At 52.6% G+C, this 24,788-nt stretch carries 23 protein-coding genes; 6 read left to right on the top strand and 17 right to left on the bottom strand.

The genetic code is table 11. The annotated features are described in order from the left end of the window. Positions 1 to 88: 88 nt before the first annotated feature. From IPN28_08385 to lexA, 4 genes are all read left to right on the top strand, one after another. Positions 89 to 664, top strand: coding sequence for an aminodeoxychorismate/anthranilate synthase component II (locus IPN28_08385; GenBank protein QQS56313.1), 576 nt, complete (start codon positions 89 to 91; stop codon positions 662 to 664). Continuing rightward, the gene (gene trpD / locus IPN28_08380; GenBank protein ID QQS56312.1) at positions 664 to 1,704 is read left to right on the top strand and encodes an anthranilate phosphoribosyltransferase; all 1,041 of its coding nucleotides are present in this window, start codon (positions 664 to 666) and stop codon (positions 1,702 to 1,704) included. The genes IPN28_08385 and trpD overlap by 1 nt, the downstream gene beginning before the upstream one ends. Beyond that, positions 1,701 to 2,495, top strand: a complete 795-nt coding sequence (gene trpC / locus IPN28_08375; GenBank protein ID QQS56311.1) for an indole-3-glycerol phosphate synthase TrpC — start codon at positions 1,701 to 1,703, stop codon at positions 2,493 to 2,495. The genes trpD and trpC overlap by 4 nt, the downstream gene beginning before the upstream one ends. Before the next feature lie 93 nt (positions 2,496 to 2,588). Next, positions 2,589 to 3,257, top strand: coding sequence for a transcriptional repressor LexA (gene lexA / locus IPN28_08370; GenBank protein QQS56310.1), 669 nt, complete (start codon positions 2,589 to 2,591; stop codon positions 3,255 to 3,257). Here lexA and IPN28_08365 read toward each other — a convergent pair. Continuing rightward, positions 3,254 to 5,440 carry a ComEC family competence protein gene (locus tag IPN28_08365; protein ID QQS56309.1) on the bottom strand — a complete coding sequence of 729 codons (2,187 nt, stop codon included), beginning with the start codon at positions 5,438 to 5,440 and terminating at the stop codon, positions 3,254 to 3,256. The genes lexA and IPN28_08365 overlap by 4 nt on opposite strands. A 63-nt stretch (positions 5,441 to 5,503) precedes the next feature. Here IPN28_08365 and IPN28_08360 point away from each other — a divergent pair, with 63 nt between their 5' ends. Next, on the top strand, positions 5,504 to 6,922 hold the full coding sequence (locus IPN28_08360; protein ID QQS56308.1) for a glutamate--tRNA ligase: 1,419 nt from the start codon (positions 5,504 to 5,506) through the stop codon (positions 6,920 to 6,922). A gap of 193 nt (positions 6,923 to 7,115) precedes the next feature. Next, positions 7,116 to 8,426, top strand: coding sequence for a citrate synthase (locus IPN28_08355; GenBank protein ID QQS56307.1), 1,311 nt, complete (start codon positions 7,116 to 7,118; stop codon positions 8,424 to 8,426). Positions 8,427 to 8,429: 3 nt separating this feature from the next. Here the strand turns inward: IPN28_08355 and lpxB are convergent, their stop codons facing one another. The 16 genes from lpxB to rpsB form a co-directional block, all read right to left on the bottom strand. Continuing rightward, a complete protein-coding gene (gene lpxB / locus IPN28_08350; GenBank protein ID QQS56306.1) occupies positions 8,430 to 9,686 on the bottom strand; it encodes a lipid-A-disaccharide synthase in 1,257 nt (418 codons plus the stop codon). A 25-nt stretch (positions 9,687 to 9,711) separates the two neighbouring features. After that, positions 9,712 to 10,566: a UDP-2,3-diacylglucosamine diphosphatase LpxI gene (gene lpxI, locus IPN28_08345; protein QQS56305.1), complete on the bottom strand. Its 855-nt coding sequence runs from the start codon at positions 10,564 to 10,566 to the stop codon at positions 9,712 to 9,714. Beyond that, on the bottom strand, positions 10,545 to 11,339 hold the full coding sequence (gene lpxA, locus IPN28_08340; protein QQS56304.1) for an acyl-ACP--UDP-N-acetylglucosamine O-acyltransferase: 795 nt from the start codon (positions 11,337 to 11,339) through the stop codon (positions 10,545 to 10,547). Before lpxA ends, lpxI begins: the two co-directional genes overlap by 22 nt. Positions 11,340 to 11,436: 97 nt before the next feature. Continuing rightward, positions 11,437 to 11,907 carry a 3-hydroxyacyl-ACP dehydratase FabZ gene (gene fabZ / locus IPN28_08335; protein ID QQS56303.1) on the bottom strand — a complete coding sequence of 157 codons (471 nt, stop codon included), beginning with the start codon at positions 11,905 to 11,907 and terminating at the stop codon, positions 11,437 to 11,439. Positions 11,908 to 11,950: 43 nt separating this feature from the next. Then, a complete protein-coding gene (gene lpxD / locus IPN28_08330; GenBank protein QQS56302.1) occupies positions 11,951 to 12,976 on the bottom strand; it encodes a UDP-3-O-(3-hydroxymyristoyl)glucosamine N-acyltransferase in 1,026 nt (341 codons plus the stop codon). An 11-nt stretch (positions 12,977 to 12,987) separates the two neighbouring features. Continuing rightward, the gene (locus tag IPN28_08325; protein QQS56301.1) at positions 12,988 to 13,461 is read right to left on the bottom strand and encodes an OmpH family outer membrane protein; all 474 of its coding nucleotides are present in this window, start codon (positions 13,459 to 13,461) and stop codon (positions 12,988 to 12,990) included. 112 nt (positions 13,462 to 13,573) lie between these two features. Then, positions 13,574 to 15,856 (bottom strand): outer membrane protein assembly factor BamA, encoded by a 2,283-nt coding sequence (bamA, locus tag IPN28_08320; GenBank protein QQS56300.1) that lies wholly within the window; start codon positions 15,854 to 15,856, stop codon positions 13,574 to 13,576. 50 nt (positions 15,857 to 15,906) lie between these two features. After that, entirely contained in the window at positions 15,907 to 17,301 is a 1,395-nt protein-coding gene (gene rseP, locus IPN28_08315; GenBank protein ID QQS56299.1) for an RIP metalloprotease RseP, read from the bottom strand. A gap of 20 nt (positions 17,302 to 17,321) precedes the next feature. Then, positions 17,322 to 18,716, bottom strand: coding sequence for an RIP metalloprotease RseP (rseP, locus tag IPN28_08310; protein QQS56298.1), 1,395 nt, complete (start codon positions 18,714 to 18,716; stop codon positions 17,322 to 17,324). Beyond that, the gene (locus tag IPN28_08305) at positions 18,713 to 19,921 is read right to left on the bottom strand and encodes a 1-deoxy-D-xylulose-5-phosphate reductoisomerase (GenBank protein QQS56297.1); all 1,209 of its coding nucleotides are present in this window, start codon (positions 19,919 to 19,921) and stop codon (positions 18,713 to 18,715) included. Before IPN28_08305 ends, rseP (IPN28_08310) begins: the two co-directional genes overlap by 4 nt. After that, positions 19,911 to 20,507, bottom strand: coding sequence for a phosphatidate cytidylyltransferase (locus IPN28_08300; GenBank protein QQS56296.1), 597 nt, complete (start codon positions 20,505 to 20,507; stop codon positions 19,911 to 19,913). Before IPN28_08300 ends, IPN28_08305 begins: the two co-directional genes overlap by 11 nt. A 155-nt stretch (positions 20,508 to 20,662) precedes the next feature. Continuing rightward, on the bottom strand, positions 20,663 to 21,400 hold the full coding sequence (gene uppS, locus IPN28_08295; GenBank protein ID QQS56295.1) for a di-trans,poly-cis-decaprenylcistransferase: 738 nt from the start codon (positions 21,398 to 21,400) through the stop codon (positions 20,663 to 20,665). Between the two features lie 17 nt (positions 21,401 to 21,417). Then, on the bottom strand, positions 21,418 to 21,972 hold the full coding sequence (gene frr / locus IPN28_08290; GenBank protein ID QQS56294.1) for a ribosome recycling factor: 555 nt from the start codon (positions 21,970 to 21,972) through the stop codon (positions 21,418 to 21,420). A gap of 25 nt (positions 21,973 to 21,997) precedes the next feature. Further along, the gene (locus IPN28_08285; GenBank protein ID QQS58574.1) at positions 21,998 to 22,747 is read right to left on the bottom strand and encodes a UMP kinase; all 750 of its coding nucleotides are present in this window, start codon (positions 22,745 to 22,747) and stop codon (positions 21,998 to 22,000) included. Positions 22,748 to 22,856: 109 nt separating this feature from the next. After that, positions 22,857 to 23,756 carry an elongation factor Ts gene (locus tag IPN28_08280; protein QQS56293.1) on the bottom strand — a complete coding sequence of 300 codons (900 nt, stop codon included), beginning with the start codon at positions 23,754 to 23,756 and terminating at the stop codon, positions 22,857 to 22,859. A gap of 75 nt (positions 23,757 to 23,831) precedes the next feature. Next, the gene (gene rpsB, locus IPN28_08275; GenBank protein ID QQS56292.1) at positions 23,832 to 24,701 is read right to left on the bottom strand and encodes a 30S ribosomal protein S2; all 870 of its coding nucleotides are present in this window, start codon (positions 24,699 to 24,701) and stop codon (positions 23,832 to 23,834) included. Positions 24,702 to 24,788 lie beyond the last annotated feature (87 nt).

Below are 24,788 nucleotides of genomic sequence, written 5' to 3'. Positions count from 1 at the left end.
GGCAAGAATACCCTGATTCCCTTGCCGGACAATGCGGGATTTGAGCATCTAGCTTGCATTTTCTGGCGTGGACCGCCATAAAAGTCGCATGAATATTACCCTGATTGATAATTACGACAGTTTTACCTACAACCTCGTGCAGTATTTCGGGGATTTGAAGGCACAGACGCGTGTTTATCGGAACGATCAGAAGACCGTTCAGGAGGTTCTGGATGAGGAACCGGATGCGCTCGTGATTTCCCCCGGACCGAGCGACCCCGATCATGCGGGAATCTGCCTGGAACTGATCCGCAAGACCGCCGATACCGACATTCCGTTGTTCGGCGTTTGTCTTGGACTTCAGGCCATGGCGCAGGCGTTCGGCGGCAGGGTCGTTCGCGCTCCGAAGCCGATGCACGGGAAAATTTCTGCAATCCGGCATCAGGGGCAGACCGTTTTCAAAAGACTCCCCTCACCTATGAATGTCACGCGTTATCATTCGCTGATCGCCGAGAAGGCCAGTCTGCCGGATTGCCTGTCTGTGACCGCTGAAACCGAAGATGGGCTGATTATGGGTTTATCGCATAAAACAAAAGCCATTCACGGTGTCCAGTTTCACCCGGAGAGCATCGCCACTTCGCACGGCCACGATCTTTTGAAGAATTTTTTGGAATTGGTGCGCTGATGTCCCTGCTGCAGCCCTATCTGAAAAAAATCCAATCCCAGCATTCCCTGAGCGAACACGAGATGATCGAGGCGATGAGTCTGGTCATGGAGGGGCGCTGCTCCGAGGCGGGGATCGCCGCGCTGCTGATGGGGTTGGCCGTTCGAGGAGAGACCGTGCAGGAAATTTCTGGAGCGGCGCAGGTCATGCGGGCGAAGGCTCTGACGATTTCCGCGCCCGAGGGCGCGGTCGATTGTTGCGGGACGGGCGGGGATCATTCCGGCACCTATAATATTTCAACCGCTGTTGCTCTTGTTGCCGCGGCTTGCGGTGTTCCCGTTGCAAAGCATGGCAACCGTGCGGCCAGTTCCAAATCGGGGGCTGCGGATGTGCTGGAGGCACTGGGGGTCAATCTTGATGTTCCCTACCCCAGGCTTGAACAGGCTCTGAAAGAATTCGGCTTTGCGTTCCTCATGGCGCCGCGCCACCATGAGGCGGTCAAGCATGTGATTTCTGTACGCAAGGCTCTGGGCGTCCGCACGATTTTCAACCTTCTCGGCCCGCTGGCCAATCCGGCGGGAACGCGGCGGCAGCTGATCGGTGTTTATGACCGTAAGTGGCTTCTTCCGATGGCGGAAACCTTGCAGCGCCTTGGCACCGACTGTGCGTGGGTCGTTCACGGCGCGGACGGGATGGATGAGATTACTGTTTGCGAAAAGACTTACGTTGCCAAGCTTGAAAATGGGACTATCCGCGAGGAGGTTCTGACGCCGGAGGATTTCGGATTGACGCGTTCCGATCCTGAATTGGTCAAGGGGGGAGATGCTGCCGTCAACGCGCATGCGCTTCTGGGTGTCCTTGAGGGGAAGGCCGGTGCTTACCGGGATATCGTTCTGGCCAACGCCGCCGCCGTTCTGATTATTTCTGGAAAATATCCTTCAGGGGCTTACAAAAAAGCGGCTTGTTTTGCCGCCGGGATTATTGACTCAGGAAAGGCCTTATCGTTGTTTGAGGCCTACAAGAACTTTACGACTATTGGGACAAAGAAGGCGGCTTCGTGAACACGCTTGAAGAAATCTGCGAACGCAAGCGCACCCATGTGCGGGACCGCAAATCCTATTATTCTCTGGATGATCTGCGATACAAAATCGCCAATAAACCCCTGCCCTCGGGCTTTTTGTGCCGGCTGATGATGGCCGAGGGGCCGGCCCTGATCGCCGAGGTCAAGAAGGCCAGCCCGAGCCGGGGCGTCATCCGCGAAGATTTCGATCCGGTTGCGATTGCTAAAGCCTATAAAGAGGCCGGGGCCAGTTGCCTGTCTGTCCTGACCGACGAGCCTTACTTTCAGGGGCATGACGATTATCTGGTGGCCATCAAGGAGGCTCTGAGCCTACCTGTCCTACGGAAGGATTTCATCATCGACGAATATCAGATTTACGAGTCGCGGGCGCTGGGGGCTGACTGTATTCTGCTCATCATGGCCGCATTGAGCGATTCACAGGCGCGGCGTTTTTATGAAACGGCGCTTGATTTGCGGATGGATATTCTTGTCGAGGTTCATAATCTGGAGGAGTTGGAGCGGGCTTTGCGGCTTGATCCGATGATGATCGGCGTGAATAACCGTAATCTGAAAACGCTGGAGGTGGAGGTGGATACCTCGTTTGATCTGGCGTTACGCCTGCCCTCCTCCGTTTATAAAATATCGGAGAGCGGGATCGGGACGCACGATACGCTCAAGCGGCTTCATGCCGTCGGCTACCGGGGATTTCTGGTCGGCGAAAGCCTGATGCGGGAGCCGGATATCGCCGCCGCCACGCGGACCTTACTGGGTCGCCAAGGTTTTGGGGTTTGACACGGAACGGGAACTAAAGTAGAACAAATAGTGTATAAAGGCGCGATTCGGGGGTAATTTCCGGTCTTTGGCGCTTCATCAGAGGGATTTCATATGCTGACACAAAAACAACGCGACCTGCTTTATTTTATCCATGACAAAATGCGGAAGGACGATGTGCCGCCCTCCTTCGAGGAGATGAAGGAGGCGCTCGGGCTGAAATCGAAGTCGGGGATTCACCGGCTGATTTCCGCACTGGTCGAACGCGGCTTTATCGAGCGGCTTCCGCACCGGGCGCGGGCGCTAGAGATCAAGCGCCTTCCCGAGGGGATCGGCCAGAAGCCTGCTGCGGCTTCAAAGAAATCCTCCGGCCGTTCGCCCGCAGCTGCCGTGCCCTTTTTCGACGAGGTTCCGCTTTTCGGAAAAATTGCCGCCGGAACACCGATTGAGGCGATCCGGGATGAGGGACACAGCTTTTCCCTTCCCTCCGGGTTTTTGGGGCGCGGGGATCACTACGCCCTGACCATCGAGGGCGATTCGATGGTCAATGCCGGAATTTTCGATGGCGATACCGTCATCATCCGGCGCTGCGATACGGCCGAGAACGGTACGATCGTCGTGGCTCTTGTCGATGATCATGAAGCGACGCTCAAGCGACTACGGCGGGCGGGCCGGAAAATCGTTCTGGAACCGGAGAATGAGAATTACGAACCGCGTGTGCTGGAAACCGACCGGGTGAAAATCCAGGGGCGGCTGGCGCACCTCATCCGGCGCTATGATTAGTTGCGAGAGGGTTGCTCACGGCGGATGCTCCACGGGCGTTTCCCTGTCAAGATATAAGCGCCTTGGGTTTTTATGGTTTTGTTTCGGTCGTCGATCCAGAGTGCCTGTGCCCCTTCGCGCCAGAGGGTGAACCTGTCGATCTTCACGGCGGAGCGGCAATCTTCCTCTGTTAGCGATTCCTGAGCGATAATCAGGATTTCGGCCCAGGCACATTCAAATGGCAGCGCGTAGGGATCGCTGACGAGGGATATGTTCCTCCCCTTCACCGTAACCCGGCACGCCTGCGTGTCGCATAACGGGGCTGAGTCTTGCGTTGCCTGTTTGGCGGATGTGGGTTTTGGAAAGGATATGCTTGAACCTTCGGGCAGGCCCGCCTGCCGTTCCCAATTCTCCAGAACGAATTTTTCGGTGCGTTTTGAGTTGACGTGAATCTGACCGTCTGCGCCCAGATAGGCGATCAACTTGCCTGTTTCCGAGACGAGAATATCTGGCGGCGCGTGTGGGAGCAGTGCGAATATCCCTGCTGCAGCAAAAGCGATTGACAGGGTCTTTCCTTGCCCTTTCCAGAGGCAGATGAGCAGTCCTGCGAAAACGAAGACCATAAAGGTTTCGAACGGCCAAGATTCCAAATTCAACACTGCGCCTGGCAACCCGGCCGTCCACCGGGCGATGTCCATCGTCCAATTCACTCCCAGCGCCATCAGTTGAAGAGGCCAGTATGACAGACCGAAGGGCATCAGAATGAAGGCGGCCAGACCTGCGGGCATTATTAAAAAGCCCATGAGGGGGACGGCCATCAGGTTAGCGAGCAGGCCATAGGTCGGGAACTGCTGGAAATGATAGGCCGCAAAGGGCGCCGTGGCCGTGCTGGCGATCAGGCTGGAGAGGCAGACCCCGATAAAATAGAGCGCGATGCGGCGCAAAGGGCCAGCATCCCTGTATGATCTAATCCAGAATTGCTCGGTGCCTTCATAGAATGCCACAAGGGCTATGACGGCTCCGAACGACATCTGGAAGCTGGCTGAAATGAGGCTTTCAGGAGAGACGAGCAGAATGACGAAAGCAGAAAAGGAGACGAGGCGCAAGGATATGGGCGTGCGGTCCATGATGATCGCGAGGATGACGATTCCCGTCATCAGCACCGCCCTTTGCACGGGGACTTCAGCGCCTGATAGCATCATATAAAAAACTGCGCCTGCGAATGAGAGCATGGCGGCTATTTTCTTGATCGGGAACTTTAGTGCCAGAACAGGGCTGGCAGCGAGAAGGAGGCGTGTGAGGAAAAAGATCAAGCCGGCCACGAAGCTGATATTCATACCGGAAATCGCCAAAAGGTGGGCCAATCCGGCATCCCGCAGGTCTTCTTCGTCCTTTTCAGGTATGCCTTTTTGCTGGCCGATGGTCAGGGCGGAGACGATGGCGGCCTGTTCCGCTGGTAATTCGCGCCATAATACGCCGGCAATCGACTGCCTTAAGCCCTCGATATCCCATAGTCCTTGTGCGGGCTGAGCCAGAACTTCCGGAGCGCGGTAGATAAAGCCTACGGCGCCGATCCCCTGAAAATAAAAGGATCGACGGAAATCGTATCCTCCCGGGTATACGGGGGCCGAGGGCGGGGTCAGATCGGCGAGTGCGCTGATTTTCTGACCGACACGGATATCCGAATCCTGTCGGAGTTGCAGGCGGACCAGACGGGGCGTTTTTGAAGGTTCAATATCTTCAATTCTTAGTCCGTCCAGAACAACCCGGCTGCCCTTTTTCCCCGGCAGCTTCTCGACCGAGCGGATCGTGCCTGTGAGCGTCACCGGGCCGATTTTCCTTTCGATCATCGGGGTGAAAGCCTTATGGGTGCGTATCTGTGCGGCGGCAAAGCCTGTGAGAGGCAGAAGCATAATTATAATACCAAAATAGAGCTTCCGCCCCTTCCTGCCGAAGCGGTAAGGCCATATTGCGGCCAGAACCGCGGCCATCAGTACCCACGTAAATAATCCCAAAACGAGCGGTGGCTCTTCCGGAAGGGCGAAATATATCCCAATTCCCAACCCGAGAAGCACAGGCAGCCAGAGTGCGGCCCGGTCTTTCTGGAGCGCAATCTGCTCCCATATCCAAAGCCTTACACGCCTTGAAGTACCTGCGAGCTCCGTTTCCGGCGCAATCCCGTCTAGGCTTTGCGCTTCAAGCATGGTAGTTTTCCTCACACGAAATAATGAGCATTATATTGCCCTTTAGCCGAGGTTTTGCCAACGATGAGTATCGTCACCCGCTTCCCCCCCTCCCCGACCGGTTTCATGCATGTCGGAAATGCGCGAACGGCGCTTTTTAATTATTTGTTCGCACGGCGGCACGGCGGAAAGTTTCTTGTGCGTATTGAGGATACCGACCGCAAGCGTCATTCCGAAGAGGCCGTGCAGGCGATTTTCGACGGGCTGGAATGGATGGGTCTCGATTATGACGGCGAGGCGTTGTCGCAATTCGCACGGATGGACCGCCATGCCGAAGTCGCGCACGATATGCTCAAGGCCGGAAAAGCCTATTACTGCTATTGTTCGCCGGAAGAGCTGGAGGCGATGCGTGAGAAGGCGAAAGCCGAAGGACATTCGCAGTTTTACGATCGGCGGTGGCGGGACAGATCGGCCTCTGATGCGCCCAAGGATATCAAGCCCGTCGTGCGGATCAAGGCGCCGCTGGATGGAGCGACCACCATCAACGATGTCGTTCAAGGTTCGGTGACCGTGGCTCATGACCAGTTGGACGATTTTATTCTGCTCCGCAGCGACGGGACGCCGACTTATATGCTTTCTGTTGTGGTCGATGATCATGATATGGCAGTGACGCATATTTTGCGCGGGGATGATCACCTTAACAACAGTTTCCGTCAAAAAATTATTTTCGATGCCATGGGCTGGACGGTTCCGGTTTTCGGGCATCTTCCTCTCATTCACGGGCCGGACGGAGGGAAATTTTCCAAGAGGCATGGGGCGCAGAGTGTGCGCGAGTACAAGGAGCTTGGCTACCTGCCCGAGGCTTTCTGCAATTATCTTCTGCGTCTTGGCTGGTCGCACGGGGATGAAGAGATTATCCCCCGGGAGAAGGCGATCGAATGGTTTGACCTTGAGCATATAGGGCGCTCCCCTGCCCGGTTCGATTTCGCCAAGCTGGACAGTCTGAACGCCCATTATATCAAGGAAGCATCGGCTGAGCGGATTCTTGATCTCTGCCGTGATTTTTATATGCAAAGGCACGGACTGGCGCTTAATCCGCTTACAGAGACACGCATTACTGCAGGGATTGAGGAATTGAAGGCACGTTCGAAGACGCTTTTGCAGTTCGTGGATGAATCGGCGTTTTATGAGCGCACAATTCCTTATCCCTTTGATGAAAAAGCGATAACTCTTCTCAAAGAGTCTAAGGATGTTCTGTCTGTGCTTGAAGAGAGACTTGCTGCTCTTAAGACCTTTACATCCGAAACAATTCAGGTGGCCTGCAAGGCGATTGCCGATGAGAAAGCCGAGGGCAAGCTGGGGAAGGTGGCGATGCCTTTGCGGGCGGCTATCACGGGAACGACTGTTTCGCCCTCCATTTTTGAAGCTTGTGCGATCCTGGGACAGGAAGAGACATGCGCCCGTATTCGTTTTGCGTTGCAGCAGGGCAAATCGGCGTTTTAGCGAGTTAATCACAGAATATTTCTGTTTAAATCTGTTATCCCTTTGTTCTGATTTTGTTTTTGCTCTAGGCTTTTGAATGGTTGCAGGGGGATTTCGGAACACGTTTTTACCATGGTTTTGATCCTGTCCTTTTCTTCAACCGCCATTATCCGGCTTTCCGCAACCAATTCCCTGATGAACGGAGCTTATTTTTATGTCTGAGAGCACCAAGAAAGAAAAAACCTTTACCCTTACGAACGATCAGACGGGGGAAAAGTATGTTCTTCCTGTCATTGACGGGACGATGGGGCCGTCGGTCATAGATGTACGCAAACTTTACGGGGATACGGGGCATTTTACCTTCGATCCCAGCTTTACTTCTACTGGAAGCTGTAAATCCCGCATAACGTTCATCGACGGAGAGGAAGGCATTCTCCAACACCGTGGCTATAACATTCAAGACTTGGCGGAAAAATCGACCTATCTTGAAGTGGCCTATCTGCTTTTGTACGGAGATTTGCCCAATAAAGAGCAAAAGAAGCAGTTCGAGCACAACATTACCTATCACACGCTTTTGCACGAGCAGATGCATTTCTTCTACCGCGGGTTCCGGCGCGATGCCCACCCTATGGCCGTTATGTGCGGCGTGGTTGCGGCCCTTTCCGCGTTTTATCATGACTCGCTTGATATTTGGGATCCGGCACAACGTGAGCTTTCAGCGCACCGCTTGATCGCCAAGATCGGTACGCTAGCTGCGATGACCTACAAGTATTCCATCGGTCAACCGTTTATGTACCCGCGCAACGATCTCTCCTATGCGGAGAATTTTCTTTATATGTGTTTTGCGGTTCCTGCCGAGCCTTACAAGGTGAATCCGGTTCTTGCCAAGGCAATGGAAAAGATCTTTATTCTGCACGCCGATCATGAGCAGAATGCCTCGACCTCGACCGTGCGTCTGGCCGGGTCATCGCAAGCCAATCCCTTTGCCTGCATGGCGGCGGGTATTGCCTGCCTCTGGGGTCCGGCGCATGGCGGTGCCAATCAGGAAGTTCTTGAGATGCTCGATGAAATCGGGTCGAAGGACCGGATTCCCGAGTACATCAAAAAAGCCAAAGATAAGGATGACCCGTTCCGTCTTATGGGGTTCGGGCACCGCGTTTATAAAAACTTCGACCCACGGGCGCAGGTTCTCAAAAAATCCTGCGATGAAGTTCTTGATGACCTTGGGGTCAACGACCCGCGCCTGGAACTGGCTATGGAGTTGGAGCGTATAGCGCTTGAGGATGAGTATTTCATAGAGCGCAAGCTGTTTCCCAATGTGGATTTTTATTCCGGTATCATCCTCAAGGCCATGGGTTTCCCGACCAGTATGTTTACGGTTCTGTTCGCTGTGGCCCGCACCGTCGGCTGGATCGCGCAATGGAAAGAGATGATTGAGGAACCTTCGCTACGGATTGGTCGGCCGCGCCAGCTTTACAGCGGTCCTGCCACACGGCCTTACGTTGATGTAGAAGACAGGGATTAGGTATTAGCCGGCTTCCTGTTTGTTTTCAGTCTGAAAGTCGGCCTGCGTTTTATCGGGCGTCTGTGCGTTGTCCATTTCTTGCTTGGATACCTTTCGCGCACGCTGCTCTATGATACTCAGAACAAATTCAGCGGCTTTACGCGAAGGCTTTTTTTGTTCGGAGGCGCCGATTAATTCCCTGAACTGCTTAAATTTTTCAAGTTGTGCATTCCTGAGTTCTTCCTTAGTAAAAAGATCTAAAATTGTCTGAGCGATTTCCTCTGGTTTACATTTAGACTGAATAAACTCAGGAACAACGGCCTCATCCAGCAGAATATTCGCAAGATGGACGTGCTTGATTTTTACCATAAATCTTAGGATTAAATAGGTAAGCGGGTTCGTTCTGTAGACCACAACATGCGGGACTCCAGCATAAGCCAGTTCCAGAGCAACTGTTCCTGAAACGGCCAAGGCCACGTCGCACGCCTTGAAAGATTCCCATTTAAATGCTTGGTTGGAACTGATGCGAAAAGGCAAGTCAAAATCCCGCAGTAAAACCTGGATGTTGTATTCTGTGGCAGGCAGTGTTGGTACAATAAATCGTACATCCCCCAATCCATCATTTACCATGGCTGCGGCTATTTTTATGTTTTGGCTGATATTATTGAATTCGCTTTCGCGGCTACCAAAAAAGAGGCCAAGAGTTTTCTTGTCCTGAGGGATTTCATTCGCTTCCCGAAATACAAGACCCTCCGCATTATCTACCTTGGTTTCCACTATAGGATGACCGACAAAGGCTGCTTTTAGATCAAAGGGACTGAAATATTCCGGTTCCATCGGGTAAAGGCATATCAAGCCGTCGAGAAAGGATGCCAGTTTTTTTGCACGGCCTTTTCTCCAGGCCCAGACTGATGGCGCAACATAATGGATAATTTTTCCTTTATAGCCTCTTTTTCTCAGAGATTTGGCCAAAAGAAAGTTAAAATCGGGAAAATCAACCGTTATGACTGCATCGGGCGACTGTTTGATAATTTCCTCGGCGATTGCCTTGAAAAGTTTAAACAGTCTTGGGATTTTAGGGATAACCTCCCATATCCCGATTACCGAAATCTGATCAAGTGGCAGTAGTATCTTCATGCCAGCCGCTTTCATCAAGGGGCCACCAACACCAAGACATTCAACTTCTACGTCTGACTCCTTTTTCAGAGTCTTAAGTTCACGGATCAGGCCGGCTGCTAAGTTATCGCCTGAATTTTCCCCTGCGACAAAGAAAAGTTTCACAGTCTTAAACCTCAAATACCTGTTATTAATCGGATTCTGGAATGTTCAACTTCATTCCAAGAACAAACATATTATACTTGTCAGCAATTTCTGCAACAGTCTGCGGATCAAGAATTAAGGCGGCGCCCGCCTGGATGACTATCCCTGAAAAACCCGCTTCTCCGGCCTTTTTGGCCGTATCAGGGCCGATTGTGGGTAAATCCATATCCCTGTCCTGCTGCGGCTTACAGGTTTTTACAAGAATTGCGCCCTTGCTGCGTTTTTGGAGTTCGGCACATCGCGTAATTAACTTATCGGTGCCCTCCGCTGCCTCAACACCCAGAACCAATCCTTCCTGAACGACAACGGATTGCCCGATATCCAACTCCCCGAGTTTCTGAGAAATTTCGATTCCTTTTCTTATGGTTTGCCAATCTGACTCCTGAGGCTTCGAGCGGGTTAGAACCCCGTCTTTAACGAGAAAACTTTGTGCAAACTTATGAACGCCGTGAATCGTAAAACCTTCTTTTTCAAATTCTTTCTTTAGCAAGCTCAGCAGTCCGTCATCGCCGAGAGTTCCTAACCCTATGCGCGTCAGGATTTCCATACCCTTCATATCCGGGCGCAACTCTGACAGCCACGGACGACGAATCGATCCTGCGAGGACAACATCCTTAACTCCCTGCGCCCTTAATGCTTTAAAAATCGAGCCTGCCGCCCCTAAGCCCGTCCAGAAATGCGGGTAGCTTTTTTTGAGTTCCGGCGAGGTCTGCCCCTCGAAGCCGATAATAAATATTTCCATGCCTTTTTGTTGACAGTCTTGGGCCAACTGGATTGGCAAAAGGCCGCCGCCGGCTAGTATTCCCAGCTTTCGGATTTCTATTTTTTCTGGGGCTGGCATAGCGGAAATTTCGTCTTTTCGCGCGCAAAAGAAAGGACCGATATAACCAACTCATCGTCGCCATAATCATTGGCAACGCTTTCAAGTCTTTGCTCAAAAGTGCCCTCTTCTCCGAACAGTTGATTAAAAGCCCGTTGTAAATTTTTGATCTTGTCTTTACCGAACCCTCGACGCTCTAGGCCAATCAGATTTAAACCTGCTAAAAACGCCCGTTCTCCCTTAACCCGCCCGAAAGGTATGACATCGTTTTCTACGCCGGACATTCCGCCAATAATCGCATGAGGTCCGATTCTTACGAATTGATGTACGGCGGATAATCCGCCCAAAACGGCGTAATCCCCAATCTGTACATGGCCGGCGATCGCTGCATTATTGGCCATGATAACATTGTTACCGACGATGCAGTCATGCGCCACATGTGTGGCCATCATAAACAGGCAATTATCACCAACAATAGTTTTCATTGAGCCGTGCTGGGTTCCGGGGTTCATCGTTGTATGCTCCCGGATCGTGTTGTTTTTGCCGATGATCAGTTCTGATTTTTCACCCGCGTATTTTAGATCCTGCGGCGGGGTTCCCAAAGAGGCAAAGGGATAGACCACCGTTCCCTCTCCGATTATTGTCCGCCCCTCAATATAAACATGAGAGATAAGACGGACGCGCTCACCCAGGTTTACGTCCGGCCCCAGGATACAGTAAGGCCCGATGATTGCGGTGGGAGCAATGATTGCTTCGGGCGCAACGATGGCTGTTGGGTGGATGTTCTGATTCATTCATGTCCTAGGTTTAAGAGCTTACTCTTAAGGCAGAATAAGGTTGTCGATCACCCGCCTCAAATCACGCTTTGTTTCAAAAGGTTGCAGATCAGTCTTACTTTTTGGCTTGTTCTTCCGCATCAGCAATCATGGCGCTGAAGGTGGCTTCGGCACAAAGCTTGTCACCGACTTTGGCTTCGCCCTTAAATTTCCATACTGTGCCGCGGGATTGCACTTTTTCGACATGAATATGGAGTGTGTCTCCCGGCGTCACAGGCTTACGGAACCGGGCATTGTCTATGGTCATAAAGTAGACGATCTTCTTCTTTGACTCCAAGCCCATGAATTCGACGACAACCAGCCCGGCCGTCTGGGCCATTGCCTCGATAATCAGAACACCGGGCATCACGGGAAAGCCCGGAAAATGGCCCGCGAAATGGGGTTCGTTGATGGTGACATTCTTTATTCCTACGGCGCTCTGGCCCGGCACAAGGTCAACAACCTTATCGACCATCAGGAAGGGATAGCGGTGAGGGATCATATTCATGATCCGCAAGATATCGATCTGGTCTCTGGTTTCGCTCATGTCGGGATAACCCCCAAGCCTTTTGCCTTTTATATTGATGCAGTTAATCGGTTTTTTTCTTTTTAATCAAGCGGTTTAGTGCCGCGATCTGGCGCAAGAACTGATTTTTTGGGAAGGCGGGTGAGCCCATATACTCCTCACCCGGAGGGATATCGTTCATGACCCCAGCCTGCGCCCCAATTCTTGCGCCCTGTCCGATCTTTAGGTGTCCTGCAAAACCCGCTTGTCCGCCGATGGCTACATAGTCACTTATCTGCGTACTGCCGGAGATACCAACCTGCGCCACGATAATACAGCCCTTGCCGATCACAACATTATGGCCAATCTGGACCAGATTATCGATCCAGGTTCCCCCGCCGATTACTGTGTCCGGTCCGGCACCGCGGTCTATAGTTGAATTCGCGCCGATTTCAACATGATCGCCGATGATGACTCGCCCCAGCTGCGGAACCTTTATGTGTCCGGCCTTGTCTATGGCAAAACCGAAACCGTCCTGCCCCACTCTCACTCCGGGATAGAGGTGGACATGGTCGCCCACCAGACAATGAGATAGCGTAGCATTGGCGCCTATGCGGCAGTGGTTTCCAATCTTTACGTTTCTTTGGATTACCGCTCCGGGTTCGAGCCAGCAGGAATGGCCGATCTCTGCACCTTCAGCGATACAGACGCCCTCCTCGACGGTACAGCCTTCGCCGAGTTTTGCGCTCGGGTGGATGCTGGCCTTGGGTGAAATACGGGCCTCCGGCCTCTGTTCAGGATAAAAGAGCTGGGCGGTTAAAGCATAGGCTTTGTATGGGGAAGGCGTTATCAGGCAGGTCAGCCCCGTGGGCGAGTCTTTTACCATTTCCTCGGTGACAAAACACGCTGCGGCCTTTGTATCCTTAAATTCAGCCTTGTATTTGAGGTTATCCAGAAAACTGATTTCTGTATTTGTGGCGGTTTTTAACGGCGCGACGTCCAGAATTTCGCGGTCGGCATATTCTTCGGGTTTAATTACGCATCCGGCTTTTCCCGCGATTTCCCGAAGCGTGAACGTCCGGCTTTTCTTGAAGAAGCGCGGATCAGGCATAAAAGCCCTCTCTAATTCTTAATGTTAACTTTGACGTCGGGCAACGCTTCGTTCAGCCGCTTCATGACTTCCGCCGTGATGTCCAAGCTCTTTGCTCCGACGATCACATTGTTGCGTGTAATGATGAGGTCATATTTCTTTTCTTCGGCCAGCTTCGCACAGACATTGAAAATGCTGTTGGTGAGTGCGTTCATCGCTTCGGCTGAACCTTTATTCAGAGCGCTGATTCTGTCTTTAAGGGTTTTGCGGGCCTGAAAACGCTTTTCCTCGAAAGCCTGCGCCTTTTTCTCCAGTTCCTCCTTCGGCAAGTCCTTGCTTTCGGCTTTCAGTTTCTCGAGGCTGTCGCGGAGCTGTTTTTCCAGCCCCTCCATCTCGGTTTCAAATTTCTTCCGATTGGTTTCGACCTGTTTTTTGACTGATTTCGCTGCCGTCGAGTCCGACATCAACGCCTCGATATCGACAACCGCTATTGAGACCTGTGCCAACGCCACAGGGATAGAAGCAAAGAATATAAATAGGGAAAACAGTAAAAGTCTTGTCAAATCACGCGTAAGCATTTTCGAGGCACCATCAATTCTGTTTAAGCCTCAGACGCTACTAAAAGCGCGTGCCAAAATCAAACCTGAAATTCTCTTCCTCGTCGAAATCTTCCTTGGCGTAGGGTACAGCCAAGTCCACCCGTATGGGACCGATAGGCGAACGCCAGGACAGGCCAATACCCGCACTGGCCCGGATGGAGTCCTCTTCAAGGAGGTTAGCGCCATCTTCATCTATATCCATAAGAGAGCCAAAATCCGTAAAAAGGTGTCCTTTTACGCCCATTTCCTTAGGTAGGCCGACGGGGAAAGATCCCTCGACGCTGCCACGGTAGAAGAAGTTTCCTCCCAGCGCGTCGTCAGTGGCCCGGTCTCTCGGTCCAATGCCTGAACGCTCAAACCCCCGGAGCGTTGAGCCGCCGATAAAGAAGCGTTCGTTGATTTCAACATCGGTATCGCTGTAGCCGCCGATGGCTCCTATTTCGCCCAAGGCATTCAAGACGACCTGATCAAAAACCGGGTAGTAATAGGTTCCGCCCGTACGGCCTGAGAGGTATTTCGCATCTCCGCCCAGTCCGGCCACTTCGGTATCGAGCCAGTAGAGAAGCCCTTCGGTCGTCAGTATAGAGCTGTCCCGTGTATCGTAGGTCAGGCGCTGGGAAACGGCAGACGTGGTGCGGACGCCCTCCTGATCACGGATAAAGCGGGAGGCGTCATTATCCACATTGTCGATGTCATTTTTGTCATACTGGTATTTCAGGGTCTGGCGCCAGTTTTCAGACAGGGGATAGCCCATCCGCAGTGCGCCGCCTGTCTTTTGCTGGTCGTACGAGCTTTCGTCCTGCAAGTCGCGAGTGATGTGGAAGATATCAAATCCTGCCGAAATATCCCGGTCGAGGAAGTAAGGTTCCGTGAAAGAAACGTCAAACTCGGAGCGTTTTCCGGCAATGGTTGTTGCAAAGAGCAGGTCTTGTCCCTTGCCGAGCAGGTTACGCTCACGCACACGGAAATCCGCTAAAGGACCGTCTGTCGAGGAGAAGCCTGCGCCTATGGAAAGTTCTCCGGTCGATTTTTCCTCGACGTCAACATCGATGACCGTTTTATCAGGTGCCGATCCCTGCTTGACGTCCAACTTGACGTTCTCGAAGAAGTCGAGATCCTTAATGTTTTTCTCAGATTTTGCCACTTTCGTGCGATTGAAAGGGTCTCCCTCCACAACCTCGACCTCGCGACGCAAGACTTTATCCATGGTGCGGACATTACCGTTGATGTTAATCCTTTCGACGTAGACCGGCGGGGTTTCGCTGACGGTGAACAGCACCAGAACCTCGCGCTTTTCGCGGTCTTTCTGAATATCGGGCTTGATATTGACGAAGGCATATTGCCTGTCGCCTAAGAGGTTGGTCATGTTCGTAGCGCTTTCACGTACCTTATCCGCGTCATACCACTCGCCGTTCTCTATGGTAATGGACTCCTGAAGGACGGATGTGTCGAAGTCCCGCAACTCAGACGCTATGCTGGTTCCAGCGACCTTGTAACGTTCGCCCTCCTCGACTGTAAATGTGATAAAAAAGCTTTCCTTGTCAGGTGCCAACTCAGCAACGGCGGAGACAACGGAAAAGTCGGCATAGCCGCGCGAGAGGTAGTAGTTCCTGAGCAACTCCTGATCGAAGGCCAGACGGTCCTCATCGTATCTGTCGTCAGAGGAAAGAATCTTGTACCAAGCGGTTTCCTTAGTGCTAATCACGCTGCGGAGTTTGTCGTCGTCGTATTTCTTGTTCCCGACGAAGCGTATGGCCTTTACTTCTGTGACGTCACCTTCGTCGATTTCGAACACCAAATCTACACGGTTTTGTTCCAGACGGATAACTTTTGGCTCAATATCCACCGAGAAACGTCCCTGGCGGCGGTATATCTGATTCAATCGGGCTAAGTCAGACTGTACTTTCGTTCTTGTGAACACCTGACGCGGGCGCATCTGGATTTCCGCCAGAAGTTCCTCATCTTCAATCTTGTCATTTCCTTCAAAACCGATCTGATTGATGATGGGGTTTTCAACGACCGAGACCTGCACCACGCCTCCTCCGGCGTTCTCAACCTGAACATCGGCGAAAAGTCCCGTACCAAAAAGACTTTTTAGGGCGCGGTCTACAGCCGCATCGTCCAGTTCGTCACCGACCTTGAGGTCCATGTAGGACACGACGGTCGCCTCCTCGATCCTCTCAGAGCCGCTGATGGCTATCTGGCGGACGATATCAGCCCAAGCCTTAACAGGAGCGAAAACGATCAGGGCTACGATCAGGCTGTGGGATAAAGCCTTCAGCTTTCTGCTTGACATAATCATTATCAATTTTTCCTGTGTTTTATTCTGGATATTGTGAAAAGCGCAGTGAATCAAGGATTAATAAAATCGATCAGGTCGATCAAGTTAGCCAATATCATGATTCCCCCTAGAAAGACCAGCGCTATCGCAAAAGACAGGTTTTGAACTCGTGGAGAAACAGAGCGGCCCGTTATGCCTTCGTATATTAGAAAAATCAAAAATCCGCCATCTAAAAGGGGGATCGGCAAAATGTTAATGAAAGCTATACCTATGGAAAGGATGGCAAGGAACCTTACCATATCGGCCCAGCCTTCTTTCACTGAGTTGCCAGCGTATTTGGCCACTACAGCCACTCCACCTATTGCCCTCTCCTCTGTTTTACCCTTATGGATGACTTGCAAAAGCTTATAGGCCTCCAACAAGCCGTTTCCTATTTGTCCGGCAGCTCGGTCATATGCCCTAAAAATATCGTATCTTTCGTATTCAATATTATTTATGTCGGAGCTAAAAATGCGGTCGTAGTAGTCGCTTTTAGGATTTTTGAGATGCTCGTTTAGGGCGGAGGGAAAGGAGACCAAAAACTTATCGTTTTGCTCTTCTCTGAAACTAATTTCCACGGTCACAACTTTATCCATATTTTTTAGAAGGACCTCTCTGGCTTTGTCCGGCTTATCTTTGGTTTCAATTCCTTCTACGGCTACTATGTGTTCAAAAAAGGAGGCGTTTGAGTTCATCATTCCGATGCGCCCCCTGTTTTCTCTTTTTCGCCCTTTTTTGTCAGTGAAATTGATCTCTCTGGCAGTCATTTGTATAGTCAAAATCTTGCCGTTTCTTTCAATTTTATAAGTGTGTGGGTTCTCCCAATCTCGTGAGGTTACTTCCTGTATCTGCATAAAATTACTTATTTTCTTGCCATCAAATTCGAGAATACGGTCTCCAAGCTGAAAGCCAGCATCATAACTCGCCGTTCCTATCGCCAGGCTGTTTACTACAGGTGGTATGACAGCGACCCCTCTAATCATGTAAATCGAAGCCATCAGGGAGAGGGCCATAAAAATGTTAATTCCTGGGCCTGCGGCAACAATAATCATCCGCTGCCAGACTTTCTTCGTGCAGAAGGCGACTTTGAGTTCTTCGTCTGTGAGACGGCGTTCGCAGTTATTTTCCTTATCCCATACGATGGGATTGTCGCGGTCTACGTCGCCGAAAATCTCGACATAGCCGCCAATGGGCAAACGCGAGACGCACCAGCGCGTCCCCCAGCGGTCGGTGCGCCCGAATAACTCCTTGCCAAAACCGAGGGAAAATTTTCTGACTTTAACGCCAACCGCCCGTGCTGCGAGATAGTGTCCGAATTCGTGGACGATGATTACGAGGGCGATGCTGAGGACCGTTACAACTCCGTAACGGAAAATCATTGTTCCGAGTTCTGATAAGGTTATGACATCGGCAGCGGGAGCGTCCATGTTCTGAAGCCCCTTTCCGGTTATTTATCCGGCAACATCTGGAGGATGTCGTTGAGGTTGGCGAAGGCCATGATCCCGATCAGGAAGACCAAGCCGAACCGAAAGGCATACTCCTGAACTTGTTCTGGCACAGGACGACCCATGATCGACTCAAAGAAGTAGAAGAGCAGATGGCCACCATCGAGCAACGGAATAGGCAGAAGGTTTATAAAACCGAGGTTAATCGAGAGAAGTGCCATAAGACCGATGAGGAAGACGATCCCCTGCTGCGCGACATCGCCGGCTATGGCACCGATGCGGATGATCCCTCCGAGTTCGGTGGCGCTTCGTACACCCGTAATCATCTGGCCTAAAGCTTCCATGATATTGCGGGTTACGACGTAACATTCCTTGATCGCCCGCGGCACGGCCTCCAAGGGGCTTAATTTTATGACTTCGCGGGGCGGACTGTTCGAGAGGTAGAGAATGCCGAAACGGTCCAAATCTTTGGCATCTGTCATCGCTGTATTGAGTTCCTTAAGCGGGTGTACCTGCAGAATTTCGGTTTTGGGTCCCAAATCAGTCTCGATCGTATAGGTCGTTCCCATCCGGTCCTGAAGCTGTTTTACCTTTTCTTCCTCGCTTACAACGGGTACGCCGCTGATTTTTAATATTTTTTTGATTTCGATGCCCCAGGTCGGATCGTAAATGCCCAGACGTCCATAGCTGCTTTTAAAGCCAAAGCGGTCTTCGGTCTCCACACGCTCAGGCTTGGCATAGAGGTCTATTTTCTGGCCGTCCCGCTCTACGATAAAATGCCGCTCGACATCCAGAGCCAGAAGCATCTCCCGGCGGACATCGTTAAAGCTTTCGATCTCCTTGCCGTCAATGCTGATGATGCGGTCATGCGGCAGAAATCCATGCTTTTCAGCCGGACTTCCGATCCCGATGGCGGCGGCGATCGGCGGAGAGACGGTCTGGCCGTGATACATAAAGAGGCCGACATAGACAAAGAAGGCAAAAATATAGTTGATTGCGGGACCGGCGAAGACAATCGCGGCGCGCTGCCAGACCGGCTTGGCGAAAAAGGCCTGGGATCGTTCGTGTTCGGTCATCGGCCTTTTGATGCCGTTTTCGGGGTCGTCGATTTCGTCGGAATGTCCGGCGCTGGCGGGGTCAACGTCCCCGAAGAGCTTAACATATCCGCCCAGAGGTACGGCCGATATTTTCCAGCGGCAGCCGTTGCGGTCGTTACGGCCCCAGAGTTCCTTGCCGAAGCCAATGGAAAAGCTGTCTACCTTGACCCCGCACATCCGGGCGACGATGTAATGACCCCACTCATGAACAAAAACAAGAATGCTTAAGACGGCCAGAAAAACGATGACGTAAAAGAAGATGTTATGACCAAAGACCTGGACGATTTCCATGATATTCATTGTGAGCGTACCGTTTTATTTTGTTGGTCCTGCGTCCGGCGGGCGATGATGTTTTCCGTCAAAACGCGGACAGTTTGATCCAATTTTTCGCACTCTTCAACTGTTTTCGGTGGTAAGGCCGATAAGTTACCCTCCGCTTCCAACAAGGCCGCAGCGACGCACTCAATAATAGCCGGAAAGCCGATCCTGCGGTCCAGAAAAGCCTTTACGGCGATCTCGTTAGAGGCGTTCAGCGTTATGCAGGCCGTCGGCCCCTGTCTGAGGCACTTGTAAGCATAACCCAACGCCGGAAACTTGGCAAAGTTCGGGGTCTGAAACGTCAGTCCGGAGAGTTTTGAGACATCGAGTTTTTTACCCCCGGCAGGCAAACGCTCCGGCCATCCCAAGGTATGGGCGATAGGTATCCGCATGTCGCTTTCGCCCATCTGCGCCAGGATGGAACCGTCGGTATAAACTACAAGAGAATGGATTATGGATTGAGGATGGATCACCACCTCAATTTTCTCCGGGGGCAGATCGAATAAATATGCCGCTTCAATGATTTCCAGCGCTTTGTTTATCATTGTGGCGCTATCGACCGATATTTTCGGACCCATCGACCAGTTGGGGTGGGCGATGGCCTGTTCCGGGGTGGCTTTTTGCATCTGGCTTTGCGACCAGTTCAGAAAGGGTCCACCCGAGGCGGTCAGGATGATTTTTTCTACCCTTGAGCGGTTGTGGTCTTCCCAGACCTGAAAAATCGCATTGTGTTCGCTGTCTACCGGAAGGATACGGGCGCCGGATTTTTTTGCTGCAGCGATAAGCAAGGGTCCGGCGGCTACCAACGGTTCCTTGTTAGCGATGGCAACGTTTGTGCCGTTTTCAAGGGCGGCGAGTATGGGGCGCAGCCCCTCAAACCCTACGGTTGCGGCCAAAAGGAGGTCCGCTGGCTCTGCGGCAGCCTTGATTAAGGCCTGTTTTCCGGCCTCAGCGGCTATCCCGAAGCCTGACAACCTTGCCTTGAGCGGCTGGAGTTGATCCTCCTGGGCGATGACGGCCTTTTTTGCACGCAATCTGATGGCCAGGTCCGCCAGTTTTTGGCCGTTGGTTCCTGCGGTTACCGTTTGCACGTCAAAAAGCTGCGGTGAGGCCAGGATCACTTCCGCTGCGCTGGCGCCGACAGAGCCTGTAACACCGAAAATACTGACTCTTTTTTTAGAAGACATAGTAAAGAACGCTGATCAAAATCAGGAAAACCGGGGCGCCGAGCATCATGGAGTCGATCCGGTCGAGCAGGCCACCGTGGCCGGGGATGATGGTTCCGGTGTCCTTGACCTTGGCCTGTCTTTTGACATAAGAAACCAGCAAATCACCGACCTGTCCCACGCACCCGATGGCCAGGCCGATCATGAAGCCCGCCGGCAGAAGAAGAAGCAGGCCGAGCTTGGCAAAATGTTCGTGAAAGCCGAACAGGCTGATCCAGATTACGGCAAAGACCGCGGGGAAAAACAGGGCGCCACCGAAACCCGACCATGTCTTGTTCGGGCTGATTTTCTGGATCAGTTTCGGCCCACCGAGCGTTTTGCCAGTAAAATAAGCGCCAATATCGCTAAACCAGATCATGCCGATGAATATTAGAAGCACGTTCAGATTATAGAACTCCCGAAGGAAGTAAAAGCTGCCGTAGGAGGTCACCATATAGGCCAAACCGATGCTATAGTATAAGAGGAAGTTATCGGTTTTTTTCGACAGGCCGTACCATTCATAGACCGAGAGGGCGAAGGCCGCGAGCAAGAAGGCTTGAAAAACCATGCCTCCCGTATACATTATGTATATAAAACAGGGTGCCATGACGAGGGCGGAGATCACCCTGAGCTTTAATTTCCCTAAATTGATTTTGGCCGTCAATGTCAAGACCCGTCCGTTCACGCCTGCGGGAGGATTATGCCTAAAAAAGGGCGGAACCGCTAGGATTGTTTTAGGGCACCGAAGCGGCGCTCGCGGCCCGCATACTCGCTTAAGGCTTCATCAAGACAGGTTTCATCGAAATCCGGCCAGAGGACCGAGGAGAAGACCATTTCCGCGTAGGCGCATTGCCAGAGCATGAAATTACTGATCCTTTTTTCGCCGCTGGTGCGGATGAGCAGGTCAGGGTCCGGTAGCTCATGGGTCAAGAGGTTTTGCGTTAACCTCTGCCCGATTTCCTCACGGGTGGGTATCTGGCCACTCTCCAGAGCATACCGGCAGAGTTTTTCGACCGCCTGCGCGATATCCTGACGGCCACCGTAATTCAAAGCAATCGTGACATTTATGCGGGTGTTCCCGGCGGTCAGCTCCTCCGCGTTGCGGATCAGCTGGATGATGTCCTCATCGAAGGCGGATTGATCGCCGACGACCCGGAGACGGGCGTTTTTCTTATGAAGGTCAGCCGTTTCCGAGCGAAGATAGTAGCGCAGGAGCTTCATCAGCTCCTCGATTTCGGCGCGGGGGCGGTTCCAGTTTTCCGAAGAAAAGCCGAAGAGCGTAATGTATTCTATGCCACGGTTGGCGGCGGCTTCGACGATCCGGCGCGCCGTTTCGGCTCCCTGCTTATGCCCTGCGCTTCGCGGAAGCCCCCGGCGCTTGGCCCAACGCCCGTTTCCATCCATGATGATAGCCACATGACGGGGTGTTGTGTTTTCCTGATTTATAGGGGTCTTCTTCATGGATTCTCCGTGCCGGACTACACGGTCATGATATCTTTTTCCTTGTCGGCAAATATCTTGTCGATTTTTTTAATCGTCTCGTCCGTCATTTTCTGGACTTCGTCCGCTTTCTTTTTGTGGTCGTCCTCGGAAATTTTCTTTTCCTTTTCAAGTTTTTTGAGTGTTTCCATTCCGTCACGGCGGACGTTGCGGACGGATACACGGGCGGCTTCGGCGTATTTCCCGGCGATTTTCGATAGTTCCGCCCGGCGCTCCTGGTTGAGGTCGGGTACAGGAATCCTCAGCAAGGTTCCCTCGATCTGGGGGTTTAAACCCAGACCCGCCTCCCTGATCGCCTTTTCGACGGCGCGAACGTTGGAATTGTCCCAGACCTGCACGCTAATCAGGCGCGGCTCAGGTACGTTTACCGTTCCGATCTGGTTTATGGGCATCCGTGTACCGTAGACCTCGACCGTGACCGGATCCAGAAGGCTGGCGGAAGCCCGCCCCGTCCTTAGACCTGCGAATTCCTTATTCAGTGTTTCCACCGCACCATTCATGCGGCGCTGGATATCGTTTTTATCGAATGACATGGTTTCCCTCCTCTGCCTTTGATGATTACGTGTTTGTCACTACAGTATATTTACCCTTCGACTGGACAACCTGGGCGAAGTTGCCCTCCTCCCTGACCGAGAAGACGATGATCGGGATATTGTTCTCGCGGGCCAGAGAAATTGCCGTTGCGTCCATCACTCTTAGATCTTTTGTCAGAACATCAATATAAGAGAGGCGATCGAAGCGCTGGGCCTCCGGGTTGTGTTTGGGGTCGGATGTGTAGATTCCATCGACCTTTGTGCCTTTGAAGATTGCGTCGCAATCCATTTCCGAAGCCCGAAGTGTGGCCGCTGTGTCCGTTGTAAAATAGGGGTTTCCGGTGCCTGCGGCAAAAATTACGACCCTGCCCTTTTCCATGTGGCGCAAGGCGCGGCGGCGGATATAGGGTTCGCAGATGGAATCCATGCGGATGGCGGATTGCACACGGGTGCTCACGCCCAGTTTTTCCAAAGAATTTTGAAGTGCCAGCGCGTTGATGACAATACCAAGCATTCCCATATAATCGGCCGTTGTGCGGTCCATGCCCTGCGCCGCGCCGGATACGCCGCGGAAGATGTTGCCTGCGCCGACGACGACGCAGACTTCAATTCCCATATCGACCACTTCCTTGATGTCACGGGCTACGCGCTGCACCGTTTCGGGGTCCATGCCGTATTCCTGCTTGCCCATCAGCACCTCGCCGGACATTTTCAGCATCACGCGTTTGTATTTCAGTGCCGGTTTCACCTTCGCACCTTCTTTTTCTGCCGTCATTGCCATGGCCCGTCTCTTTGCGTGGATCTGTACTGGTAAACCCTGCCAATATAGGGAATGCCGCGTCGGGTTGCAACGCGGCATTCCAAATTTCTTTCGGCCGGATCAATCAGGCGGCGAGGTTTTCTTCCTCGGTCTGGCTCACACCCTCTCCCAACTGGAGGCGGGCGTAGGCGTTCAGTTTTATGTCTTTACCCGCTTCTTTCGCTGCGTCGGCAATGACCTTGGAGATTTTGCGTTCCTGATCGATGACGAAAATCTGGTCGAGGAGGCATATTTCCTCGAAATACTTGCGGATGCGGCCTTCGACCATCTTGGCGATGATATCCTCGGGCTTGCCGCTGCTGCGGGCCTGCTCGCTCAGGATATCCTTTTCGCGCTGGAGTTTGGCCGGATCGGCGCTGGCCTGGTCCAGACATTCGGGGTTGGCGGCGGCGACGTGCATGGCAATCTGCTTGCCGAGCGATTGAAGAGAGGCTGCAGGCGCTTCGGTTTCCAGACCTACGAGAACGCCGATCTTGCCAAGGTTCGGAGCAAGTTCGTTGTGCATATAGGCGATCACCGTTCCCTTGGGGACGATCACGGATTGGAAGCGGCGGAGAGTCATATTCTCCCCGATCTTGGCTATCAGGTCAGTCAGGCTTTCCTCAACGGACTTACCGCCTTCGATCTTCGCAGCCTTGAGTTCTTCGAGCGAAGAGACTTTCAGGGCGGCTTGCGCGACCTTGCGGACGAAGCCCTGAAACTCCTCGTTACGGGCGACGAAGTCGGTTTCCGAGTTGAGTTCGATGACTGCACCTTTTGTGCCTTCTACGGCGATGGCGACCAAACCGTCGGAGGCCGAACGCGAGGATTTTTTCGCGGCCTTGGCTATACCCTTTTTCCGTAACCAGTCGCTGGCTGCGTTGATGTCGCCGTTATTTTCCTCCAGCGCCTTTTTGGCATCCATCATGCCTGCGCCTGTGGATTCCCTGAGCTGTTTTACGAGTGCTGCCGAAATCTGGGCCATTTCACTGTTCCTTATGGTTCGATTGTTTGAAAAAGCGGTTGGGGCTTAGCCGTCCCCGCCCCGCGGTGTCGGCTTTTAAGCGGAAGCGGCCTTCTTTTCCGTTTCCTCTATGATTTCCGGAGCAGGCGGCGCCTCTTCAGAGGCAGACGCTGCGGCTTCCTGTTTTGGAGCGGCCTCAGCCTTGCCTTTACCTTTCTTGCGGCCTCTTCCGCCTTCGGAACCATCGGCTGCGCCGAAGTCCTTCCCGGAAGAGGACAATTCAGCCTGAAGACCATCGAGAACCGCGCCTGCAAATAGCTCGCAGTACAGGTCGATGGCCCGCAGCGCATCATCGTTGCCGGGAATGATGTAATCCACGCCATCGGGTGCGGCGTTACTGTCCACGATTGCAAACACGGGAATCCCCAAAACGTTAGCCTCGCGGATTGCGATGCGTTCCTTGATCGTGTCAATGACGAACAGGGCATCGGGTTGACCGCCCAATTCGCGGATTCCGCCGATGGCCAGGTTGAGCTTGTCGCGCTCACGGGTCATCATCAGGGTTTCCTTTTTGGTGTAGCCGGCGAGATCGCCTCCCAGCTTTTCATCCAAATCGCGCAAGACGTTGATGGAGGTAGAAATCGTTTTCCAGTTGGTGAGCATACCGCCCAGCCAACGGTGATTTACGTAATACTGACCGCAACGCTTGGCGGCCTCGGCGATCGGCTCCTGCGCCTGTTTTTTGGTTCCAACAAACAGGATACGCCCCCCATTGGAGACAATGTCGCGCATCGCCTTTAGGGAATTGGCCAGCATGGGCTGGGTCTGCTGGAGATCGATAATATGGACACCGTTCCTGACGCCAAAGATAAACGGGCGCATTTTCGGGTTCCAACGGCGGGTGTGGTGACCAAAGTGTACGCCCGCTTCCAATAGCTGACGCATGGTGAATTCAGGTAATGCCATAATTTTCTCCTTTACCGGTTGTACCTCTGCGGGTTGAAACACAGCCCTTTATCGACCGCACCGGATGGGCGCTTTATCCCTTGAGGA

The sequence above is a fragment of the Alphaproteobacteria bacterium genome, assembly GCA_016699735.1.
Classification (GTDB): domain Bacteria; phylum Pseudomonadota; class Alphaproteobacteria; order Micavibrionales; family Micavibrionaceae; genus JAGNKE01.
Note: the sequence above shows the minus strand (reverse complement) of the source record. Positions and strands in the feature narration are given on the sequence as shown.